We start from the raw sequence: 10,575 nt of genomic DNA, 5'->3' as shown, positions 1-10,575 counted from the left end.
AGATGGACGGCGCTATCCTGGTGGTTGCTGCGACTGACGGCCCGATGGCCCAGACTCGCGAGCACGTTCTGCTGGCACGCCAGGTTGGCGTTCCCTACCTGCTGGTCGCGCTGAACAAGTCCGACATGGTCGACGACGAAGAACTTCTCGACTTGGTCGAAATGGAAGTTCGTGAACTCCTCTCCTCACAGGGCTTCGACGGCGACGAGGCACCGGTTATCCGCGTGTCCGGTCTGAAGGCACTGGAAGGGGACCCCAAGTGGGTCAAGTCCGTTGAGGACCTGATGGACGCCGTGGACAACCACGTTCCGGACCCGATCCGCGACAAGGACAAGCCGTTCCTCATGCCGGTTGAAGATGTCTTCACCATCACCGGTCGTGGAACTGTTGTGACGGGTCGCGCCGAGCGTGGAACCCTGAAGATCAACTCTGAAATTGAGATCGTCGGCATCCGTCCGGTCCAGAAGACCACGGTTACCGGTATCGAAATGTTCCACAAGCAGCTCGACGAGGCTTGGGCCGGCGAGAACTGTGGTCTGCTGCTCCGCGGAATCAAGCGCGAAGACGTAGAGCGTGGCCAGGTTATCGTGAAGCCGGGTTCCATTACCCCGCACACCGATTTCGAAGCCAACGTCTACATCTTGGCCAAGGATGAGGGCGGGCGTCACAACCCGTTCTACTCCAACTACCGTCCGCAGTTCTACTTCCGCACCACGGATGTTACCGGCGTCATCACCTTGCCTGAGGGCACGGAAATGGTTATGCCTGGCGACAACACCGAAATGACTGTCGCGCTGATCCAGCCGATCGCCATGGAAGAAGGCCTCGGCTTTGCTATCCGCGAAGGCGGCCGCACCGTTGGTTCAGGTCGTGTCACCAAGATCATCAAGTAGTCTCTGACTTACTTGTAGTTCTCAAGAAGGGTCCCAGCTTCGGCTGGGACCCTTCTTGCGTGAGTGGCTAACAAAGCAGGAAAGATCCATTTTGTACATTCGATGGTCTAAATGACTTGATGCTGCGTTTCCTGCCATAGGCTGGGAACTCACCGTTCGTAGGGGAAGCGCATGAGCCAGCAACATCAACCAGAATTACCCGCCCAACAAGCACAACCTGCCGGGACAGGCGAAGCGTACCGCCAGGGTTATCTGGACGGGCATCTTGCGGGCTGGAAGGACGCCCTCGCTGCGCAGCCAGCCACACAAGTGACTCGCACCAGGGCTACTGAGGCCATGCAGCCACCAATGCCCATGCCCCATTACCCGCAGCAACCGCCACAGTGGCAGCAGCTGCCAACGCAGCACGCGCCCCGAACCGGCAAAGCCGCCCTTGCCGACCCAACTGCCGTGGCCGCGAAGAAGCTCAAACGGGAAACGCAGAACATCAACATAACGCTCTACGTGGCAAGCCTTCTCATGGTGGCCGCTGCGGCATTGTTTGTGGGCAGCAGCCTTCCAGTGACAGCGCGGCTCGTGGGTGTCTGGCTGGGCACGGCACTTTTCTATGGTGCGGGCCTGCTGCTCCACAGCAGGACAATCAAGCTCAAACCGGCGGCGGTGGCTTTTACTGGCACCGCCCTGGCCATCATCCCCTTTGCCGGTGTGGCCACCTACAATCTGGGCTTTCCTGATGCACCGGCGGTATGGCTGGCCACGTCGCTCATCGGCACAGTGGCCTATATCTACGCTGCAGTACGCTTGCACAGTCGACTGGTGGTCTATGTATCCATGGCTTTCCTGCTGTCCACCGCATGGTCGTCAGTGGCCATCATGGGGGCGGCGCTTGCCTGGTACTTCACGGCCCTGATCATCTTTGCTGCCGTGCTGGGACTCATGGGGCACTTGCTCCAGCGCCGCGGGGCCGTGTCCGTCGCCGGCAGCGCGAGCAGTATGTATGCCAAAGTATTTGCTGAACTTGGCCCATGGTTTGCTCCCGTAGGTCTGGTTGGCTCACTTGTCCTTGGGCTGGCCCTGAACGCTGCGGACCATGCCCTGGTGCTCGTTGCAGGCGGGTTTTACTATGCTGTCATGACCGTCACCTCTACCCAGAGCAACAGTCGCTGCAACTACGTGGGATTCCGGCTCTCGCTCACGGTGGCCGCCCCGTTCCTTGGCTGGATGATCCAGCCGGAGCCGGTATGGGCGGCCGCGGCATTCACCACCGTGTTGGCCCTTCAGCTACTTGCAGGTGCCTACACGCAAGCGCCGCTCTCCAAACTTTTTGGCCATACCGCATGGGTTCGGTGGGACATCTACATGAGTGTTCCACTTATGTCCGTTGGCGCTTTCGTGTGGAGCGTGGCGGAGTTCTTCAGCAACACCGGCACAGTAGGCTCTTGGCCGTTGGCGGACGCCGTTGGGGTGGGTGTTGGCTTGATTGCTGCCATGGCGCTTGTCCCTGCTTTCAGGCCCCGCGGGGAATGGCTGCCACTTCCTGCTGCCGGCGCCGTGGTGCTGTGCTCGCCTTTCCTTGAAGCCATTGATTGGACCGTCCTGGTGGGCGTCGCCCTGGGCTACGCGGTGATCAGGTATTTCTCCGCACACGGAGTAGTCCTCAAACGGGCCATGTTGGTCATATCGCGATTCCTTGTGGTTGCTCTCGTGGCAGCAGGCCTGGCTGCAGCGCTTCCAGCGAACGCCGGCAAAACGGAGCTGATCGTCACTGTTGTGGCCGTCCTTGCAGCCCTGCAGCTGCTGGCGGATGCCCTGCTGTCCAGGCTTGCTGCAGCCAATCCTGTGACACGATGGTCTGCCGTCGGTTGGGCCACCGTTGGAACTGTCCTGGTGGTGGCCTTGTCGGCGACCCAATGGTTTGTAGAGGCGCCAACGGGCCTCTTTGTGCCTGGCCTTTCACTGCCGCAGGTGCAATACGCTTTGGCAGCTGCTGCCATGGGTGCGGCTGCGGCAGCGTATTCACTTCCCCTGCGGACACGCACGGTAGGTGCCGCTTCAGGCACGGAGCCTTCTGCCGCCAAGGCCGTGACGTATCGGGCAGGTGAGCTGCTGGCGCCGTCGTACCTTGTTGTGGCTGCACTTTGCGCAGGGCCGGTGCTAAACGCCGGGGGTGCAAGCCTCGCCTGGGCCCTGGCTGCTGCCTACCTCATCGTGACAGGGGCACTACTTGGCCGCCAGAGCACACAGTTGCACCGCTGGCTCTACTGGTGGGGGGCCCGTGCCGTATCACTCTTGCTGACCGTGGCGTTGTTCCAGCTGTGGCAGGAGTTTGATCCGATGACGCAACTTGTCGGGACGAGGGTGGGGCTTGGACACGTCATGCTGTTGGCGTTGGTTCCACAATTGCTGATTTTGCTGCTGGTGGTTGCACGCGCGACTGCCATCGGGGGGCTGTCGACGGATCTTTGTGTTTCACTGGCAGCTGTTGTTGGTCTGTCCATGGCAGTGGCCATCGGCGGTGGGGGAGGGCGCTGGACAACCATGGTTGCCGTTGGCTTTGCCGCTGCGGCCGTTTCCGGGATCACCATGGTGGGGGAAATCCGGCGCAAACCGCTGCTGGCGGTCAGATGGGCGCCACCAGCGGCACTGATTGTTGTTGCGCTGGTGTGCATGGGCCACCGGCCGGTGTTGATTGTTGTGATGGCAATTGCTGTTGCGTCGTGGTCATTCGTGGCTGCTGCAGCCCACCCCCTGATGGCCAGGAGCGGGTACTTCCTGCTGGCCAGGGCGGCTGTAACGGTCCTCGTTGCTGTGCTGGTCAGGGAACTCACCGATGATACGACCGTGCTTTCGTTGGCTATCACGGCAATATTGTTGCTTCAAGTGCTGCTGCAATTCCTTGCGATCAGAGTTGTGCGTGTGAATGCCGCAGTGGGTGCTCCGGAGCTCCTACAGCCGAGCCTGTGGCTCGTGTTGGCTGCCCAGCTTGCGCTGCCGGTGTCCTACTACTTGGCCGAGGGCGGCTGGGCACCTGCCGGATCGGCAGCCCGCTGGTTGGTTGCGCTGGAGCTGGCCGTGCTGGCCGGCACTGCGCTTGCGGCCCAGTCCTGGCTGAAACAAAGAGGTGCTTCTTATCTTGCGATCGTGGCCATCATGGGCGCGGCAGCCGTCGTTGCGCCGCTTCTGCTCCCTGGCACCACCGCGCTCATACTCCTGGCCCTGTGCCTGGCCGTGATCGCTTGGCGCTGCCTCAGCACGCCCCGTACTCCGGAAATGTCCTGGTACTGGCTCGTGGCCACGGGATGTTTCCTGCTGACCGCCCTGGCTGTCGACGGCGATGCCCGTGTTGGGGTGTTCGCCGCGATGTGGGCTGCGGTGGCACTGGCCCTGATTCTCGCAGGTCACGTGATCAAGAAGGCCTGGGTGGCTTTGCCGGGTTCGGTGCTCTTCTTCTTTGCCGCGGCGCTCTTTGGCGCTCAAGTGTTGGAATCCACCGGCCGGCCCGGTTTGTCGGCACTTGCAGGGTATGGAGCGGTGGTCGGTGTGCTCTACGTGGTCCGTCTGCTGCTGCTGGACGCTGACCAGGACACGCCGGTGGCGCTCTACAGCGTTATCGGCACGGCGATTGGCGGAGGTGCAATTTTTGCCTTGTGGGCCATGCTTGACCACCAGACGGTGCTGCTCGGCGCCGCCGCTTACACGGTTGTCGCCGTGCTTGCGTGCTTCGAGGCGCCGGCCACCCGCCGCAAGGCATGCGTCGATGCAGCCATTATCTCCGGAGCGGCCGTGTGGTTCTGGGCCTGCAACAGCTACCTTGACCTGGGCATGTTCTGGGCCATTCAATGGTGTGCCCTGGCACTGGGTGCCTTGGCCGTGATCCGGTACGTGGGGGATCAGCAGAAAACCGGCAAGGCACTGCTCATGGGAGCGGCAGTCTTTGCCAGCTTGGGGGCATTCACCACCATCTTCAGCGGGGAACCGGTGCAGCAGGTCCTCTCTCTGGTGGTCTTCGCGGCCCTGCTGGTGGTGGGGGTGAACCTTGACGAACGCGTCTTCACCGTCTGGGGGGCCATCGGTGTTGCCACGGGCGTGCTCTGGTATCTGCGGGGATTCACCTACCTCCTTCTGGCACTGCTGGCCCTGGCACTCATTGCCTTCGCCATCTGGCGGCTAAACCGCAAGAAGCCCGACGCCGGTAGCCCTCGCCCGCCATCGCTGAACCAGCCGTCCGCAGTGCCCCAGGAACAGCAACAGCCGTAACCCAACCACATCGACGCAACAATCACGACCAGCATGTACGCGAGCGTCAACACGATGCGCATCACCAGCATGGGGTGCGCAGTCGCGGCCGTGTGCACCCCGCCGTCTCTGGTGACGTTGCTCACTTGGGCCGCTTCTCATACCCATCAAGGCTCCGGTGAAGGGGCCGAATCCGGGGGATCGGTGGCATGAGCCGCCAATCCCATGCCAGCCCCGATTGGCGCAATGGCGCATAATCCGGCATACTTATTGAGTTGTTCAAGTGCTTTTTCGTGTCCCGGTCGAGATAATGCTCGATGCAGGGTCCAAGCTAAAGCCCAAACATAACCAATCCTTCGTAAAAGGTCCGGGTACGTGTGCGATTTATCGCGACACGCCCGACCGCGGGGGTCGGAGCTTCGATGGATTGAGGAACCCGGATTCATCCGGATTCAGTTCATTGGGAGCGTGGCTGGAACTGCCACATTTGAACAGGAAAAGTAAACAGCGTTTACGTCAACAGCATCGCTCCTTATTTAGGATGCTTCGTTACAGGAAAGAGAGTCACGACGCCATGGCGGGACAAAAAATCCGCATCCGGCTGAAGTCATATGACCACGAGGTCATTGATGTTTCAGCCCGGAAGATCGTTGAGACGGTCACGCGCGCAGGCGCAACGGTAGTAGGCCCCGTGCCGCTGCCCACCGAGAAGAACATTTACTGTGTAATTCGTTCACCTCACAAGTACAAGGACAGCCGCGAGCACTTTGAAATGCGCACGCACAAGCGTCTGATCGACATCATTGATCCCACGCCCAAGGCAGTGGATTCGCTTATGCGTCTCGACTTGCCGGCCGACGTGAACATCGAAATCAAACTGTAGGGAGGTGCTGAGAAACTATGACCGCGACCCGAAACACTAAGGGCATCCTGGGCACGAAGCTCGGCATGACCCAGGTCTGGGACGAGAACAACTTGCTTGTTCCTGTAACTGTCGTCCAGGCCGATTCCAACGTCATCACCCAGCTGCGCAACGCAGAAGTTGATGGCTATGTAGCGATTCAGATCGGCTACGGCCAGATCGATCCCCGCAAGGTCACCAAGCCTTTGGCTGGTCACTTTGAAAAGGCAGGCGTCACGCCTCGCCGCCACGTCGTTGAGCTGCGCACCGCAGATGCCGACACTTACTCACTCGGCCAGGAGCTCTCAGTTGAGATCTTCGAAGCCGGCCAGAAGGTCGACGTCGTCGGTACTTCCAAGGGTAAGGGCTTCGCCGGTGTCATGAAGCGTCACGGCTTCCACGGCGCCCCGGCCTCGCACGGTGCACACAAGAACCACCGCAAGCCCGGTTCCATCGGTGGCGCGTCCACCCCTGGCCGCGTTTTCAAGGGTATGCGCATGGCAGGCCGTATGGGTGCCGAGCGCGTAACCACCATGAACCTCACGGTTCACGGTGTTGACGCCGAGAAGTCGCTGCTGCTGATCAAGGGTGCCGTCCCCGGCGCCCGCGGCTCGGTCGTACTCGTACGCACCGCCGTGAAGGGAGCATAAGTAAATGGCTACTGTAAAGGTTGACCTGCCTGCAGAGATCTTCGACGTACAGACCAACGTGCCGTTGTTGCACCAGGTTGTCGTCGCTCAGCTCGCTGCTGCCCGCCAGGGTACCCACAAGACCAAGACCCGCGCCGAAGTATCCGGTGCAGGCCGCAAGCCGTTCGCACAGAAGGGTACCGGCCGTGCCCGTCAGGGTTCCATCCGCGCCCCTCACATGACCGGCGGTGGCGTTGTCCACGGTCCGACCCCTCGCGACTACAGCCAGCGCACCCCCAAGAAGATGAAGGCTGCTGCCCTGCGCGGCGCCCTGTCTGACCGCGCACGCAATGGCCGTATCCACGTTGTGGCTGAACTGGTTGCCGGCATCAAGCCGTCCACCAAGGCTGCAAAGGCTACCTTGGCCGCCGTGACCTCGCGCAAGAACGTGCTCGTTGTCATCGAGCGCGCCAATGACGTTGCCGCGTTGAGCGTTCGCAACATCACGGATCTTCACGTTCTGTATGTTGACCAGCTCAACACCTACGACGTGCTGATCTCCGATGACATTGTCTTCACCCAAGCTGCCTACGAGGCCTTTGTCTCGGGCCGCGCAGCTGCTGAAGCTTTCGCTTCCAGCCTGCTGGTTGTTGACGCGTCGGGTTCCGAAGAAGCTGTTGAAGGCGCCGAGGGCACCATCAAGGGCAACAAGGACTCCATGAAGTACCACGTGCCTGGTTCACGCTGGTACGACGCCACTGTGGCCGAGGCCTGGTTCGCAACGGTTGAGGAAGCCAAGGCTGCAGGCTTTGTTCCCGCCGGCGGCGAAGCTGCCCAGAAGATCGAGGAGGACGCCAAGTGAGCGCCGTCACCATCAAGGATCCGCGCGACGTTGTGCTTGCACCCGTCGTCTCGGAAAAGAGCTACGGCTTGATCGACGAAGGTAAGTACACCTTCTTGGTCGACCCCCGCTCGAACAAGACCGAGATCAAGCTGGCCGTGGAGAAAATCTTCTCCGTCAAGGTCGACTCGATCAACACCATCAACCGTGCCGGTAAGCGCAAGCGCACCAAGTTCGGATGGGGACAGCGCAAGAACACCAAGCGCGCAATCGTCTCTCTCCGCGAGGGCACGATCGACATCTTCGGCGGTCCGCTTTCATAAGCGGAGACCACTTTAACGAGGAAATATACTATGGGAATCCGTAAATATAAGCCGACAACCCCGGGCCGTCGCGGCTCGAGCGTTGCCGACTTCACAGAAATCACGCGGTCGACGCCGGAGAAGTCTCTGGTCCGTCCCCTGCCTAAAAAGGGTGGCCGCAATAACACTGGTCGTATCACGACTCGTCACAAGGGTGGTGGCCACAAGCGCCAGTACCGCCTGATTGACTTCCGTCGTCACGACAAGGATGGCGTCAACGCCCGCGTAGCTGAGATCGAATACGATCCCAACCGCACGGCGCGCATTGCCCTCCTGCACTACGTTGATGGCACCAAGCGTTACATCATTGCTCCGAACAAGCTCAATCAGGGCGACTTTGTCGAAGCCGGTGCGGCTGCTGACATCAAGCCTGGCAACAACCTTCCGTTGCGCAACATCCCCGTGGGTACTGTTATCCACGCTGTGGAGCTGCGTCCCGGTGGCGGTGCCAAGATGGCTCGTTCCGCTGGTGCTTCGGTTCAGCTCGTCGCCAAGGAAGGCAAATTCGCCCAGCTGCGTCTGCCTTCCGGTGAAATCCGCAACGTTGATGCGCGCTGCCGCGCGACCATCGGCGAAGTTGGAAACGCTGAGCAGTCCAACATCAACTGGGGTAAGGCTGGCCGTATGCGCTGGAAGGGCGTTCGCCCGACCGTCCGCGGTGTTGTCATGAACCCTGTTGATCACCCTCATGGTGGTGGTGAAGGCAAGACCTCCGGTGGACGTCACCCGGTCAACCCGAACGGTAAGCGCGAAGGCCGTACCCGCCGTCCCAACAAAGAGAGCGACAAGCTGATTGTTCGTCGCCGCCGTACTGGCAAGAACAAGCGATAGGAGCCTGGAGACATGCCACGTAGCCTGAAAAAGGGTCCCTTCGTTGACCAGCACCTCTTTGTAAAGGTAGCTAGGGAAAACGATAAGGGTACCAAGAACGTCATTAAGACCTGGTCCCGCCGCTCGATGATCATCCCGGACATGCTGGGTCACACGATCGCCGTGCACGATGGTCGCAAGCACATTCCCGTGTTTGTCACTGAGTCGATGGTCGGGCACAAGCTCGGCGAATTCGCCCCCACGCGGACATTCCGCGGCCATGTCAAGGACGACCGTAAGGGCAAGCGCCGCTAAGGCGCTTGACTTTACGGCTAAGACGAGAGAGAGATAGCAATGGAAGCCAAGGCAAGTGCGCGTCATCTGCGCGTCACGCCTATGAAGGCCCGGCGCGTCGTCAACCTGATTCGTGGCAAGCAGGCGAATGAGGCATTGGCGATTTTGAAGTTTGCCCCCCAGGCAGCTTCGGAGCCGGTATTCAAGGTAGTCCAGTCCGCAGTGGCTAACGCCCGCGTTCTGGCAGATCGCGACAGCATCGCGTTCAACGAAAATGATCTGTACATCAGCGAAATCTTCGTTGACGAAGGCCCCACGATGAAGCGGTTCCAGCCGCGAGCACAGGGCCGTGCATTTCAGATCAAGAAGCGCACAAGCCACGTAACCGTGGTTGTCGCTACCCCCGAGAAAGAGGAGGCTCGCTAAGTGGGACAGAAAGTAAACCCGCACGGTTTCCGTCTCGGGATCACCACGGACCACCGTTCACATTGGTTCGCGGACAGCAACAAGCCCGGCCAGCGGTACAAGGACTTCGTAAAAGAAGACATCCAGATCCGCGCACTCATGTCCACGGGCATGGATCGCGCCGGCATTTCCAAGGTTGAGATCGAGCGCACCCGCGACCGTGTACGTGTGGATATCCACACCGCACGCCCCGGAATTGTTATCGGTCGCCGTGGAGCCGAAGCAGACCGCATCCGCGGCGAGCTCGAAAAGCTCACCGGCAAGCAGGTTCAGCTGAACATCCTGGAAGTCAAGAACCCGGAAGCAGACGCTCAGCTTGTTGCCCAGGGCATCGCAGAGCAGCTTACTAGCCGTGTGGCTTTCCGCCGCGCGATGAAGAAGGCTATGCAGTCCGCACAGCGCACTGGCAGCGTCAAGGGCATCCGTGTCGCTTGTGCCGGTCGCTTGGGTGGCGCTGAAATGTCACGCACCGAGTTCTACCGCGAAGGTCGTGTGCCCCTGCACACCCTGCGCGCCAACATCGATTACGGCTTCTTTGAAGCCAAGACCGTGTTCGGCCGCATTGGTGTCAAGGTCTGGATCTACAAGGGCGACGTCACGAGTAAGGAACTGGCTGCTCAGGCAGCCGCTGCTCCTGCACGTGGCCGCGGCCCCCGCCGTGACGGTGACGACCGCGGTGCCCGCGGCCCCCGTGCCGGTGGCGACCGTCGTCGCAACGACCGCAACGAGCGCACTGAGGCTCCGGCCGCAGTTGAGGCTCCGGCAGCTGCAGCCCCGGCAGCAGAAGGAGGAGAGGCTTAAATGCTTATCCCACGTCGAGTAAAGCACCGTAAGCAGCACCACCCCGGTCGTACGGGTCAGGCTACTGGCGGCACCGTGGTTTCGTTCGGTGAGTGGGGCATTCAGGCTCTCTCCCCGGCATACGTGACCAACCGTCAGATCGAGTCCGCTCGTATCGCCATGACTCGTCACATCAAGCGTGGCGGAAAGGTGTGGATCAACATCTACCCTGACCGTCCCTTGACGAAGAAGCCTGCTGAAACCCGCATGGGTTCCGGTAAGGGTTCGCCCGAGTGGTGGATCGCGAATGTCAAGCCCGGCCGTGTTCTCTTTGAACTCTCCGGTGTATCAGAAGAGGTAGCAC

General features: G+C 60.7%; 10 protein-coding genes and 1 pseudogene. All 11 read left to right on the top strand.

The window, feature by feature from the left end; translation table 11 throughout:
* Positions 1-893 (top strand): elongation factor Tu (locus tag Q4P21_RS14950; RefSeq protein ID WP_303389523.1); only part of this gene is annotated, 893 nt, incomplete at its 5' end.
* A gap of 171 nt (positions 894-1,064) precedes the next feature.
* The gene (locus Q4P21_RS14945; protein WP_303389522.1) at positions 1,065-5,150 is read left to right on the top strand and encodes a hypothetical protein; all 4,086 of its coding nucleotides are present in this window, start codon (positions 1,065-1,067) and stop codon (positions 5,148-5,150) included.
* A gap of 553 nt (positions 5,151-5,703) precedes the next feature.
* Positions 5,704-6,012 (top strand): 30S ribosomal protein S10, encoded by a 309-nt coding sequence (rpsJ, locus tag Q4P21_RS14940; RefSeq protein WP_038464699.1) that lies wholly within the window; start codon positions 5,704-5,706, stop codon positions 6,010-6,012.
* A 17-nt stretch (positions 6,013-6,029) separates the two neighbouring features.
* Positions 6,030-6,680: a 50S ribosomal protein L3 gene (gene rplC / locus Q4P21_RS14935; RefSeq protein WP_207343520.1), complete on the top strand. Its 651-nt coding sequence runs from the start codon at positions 6,030-6,032 to the stop codon at positions 6,678-6,680.
* Positions 6,681-6,684: 4 nt separating this feature from the next.
* A pseudogene (rplD, locus tag Q4P21_RS14930) lies at positions 6,685-7,278 on the top strand (50S ribosomal protein L4); the annotation flags it as partial.
* A 239-nt stretch (positions 7,279-7,517) separates the two neighbouring features.
* Positions 7,518-7,823, top strand: coding sequence for a 50S ribosomal protein L23 (gene rplW, locus Q4P21_RS14925; RefSeq protein WP_038464693.1), 306 nt, complete (start codon positions 7,518-7,520; stop codon positions 7,821-7,823).
* A 30-nt stretch (positions 7,824-7,853) separates the two neighbouring features.
* Complete coding sequence (rplB, locus tag Q4P21_RS14920; protein WP_207343522.1) at positions 7,854-8,693, top strand: 50S ribosomal protein L2; 840 nt, start codon at positions 7,854-7,856, stop codon at positions 8,691-8,693.
* Positions 8,694-8,705: 12 nt separating this feature from the next.
* Positions 8,706-8,987 (top strand): 30S ribosomal protein S19, encoded by a 282-nt coding sequence (gene rpsS / locus Q4P21_RS14915; protein ID WP_011775591.1) that lies wholly within the window; start codon positions 8,706-8,708, stop codon positions 8,985-8,987.
* Positions 8,988-9,026: 39 nt separating this feature from the next.
* The gene (gene rplV / locus Q4P21_RS14910; RefSeq protein ID WP_044576432.1) at positions 9,027-9,392 is read left to right on the top strand and encodes a 50S ribosomal protein L22; all 366 of its coding nucleotides are present in this window, start codon (positions 9,027-9,029) and stop codon (positions 9,390-9,392) included.
* A complete protein-coding gene (rpsC, locus tag Q4P21_RS14905) occupies positions 9,393-10,232 on the top strand; it encodes a 30S ribosomal protein S3 (RefSeq protein ID WP_303389520.1) in 840 nt (279 codons plus the stop codon). It begins immediately after the preceding gene.
* On the top strand, positions 10,233-10,575 hold a 343-nt coding region (gene rplP / locus Q4P21_RS14900), incomplete at its 3' end, for a 50S ribosomal protein L16 (RefSeq protein WP_303389519.1).

Source organism: Arthrobacter sp. (assembly GCF_030540645.1).
Classification (GTDB): Bacteria; Actinomycetota; Actinomycetes; order Actinomycetales; family Micrococcaceae; genus Specibacter.
Note: the sequence above shows the minus strand (reverse complement) of the source record. Positions and strands in the feature narration are given on the sequence as shown.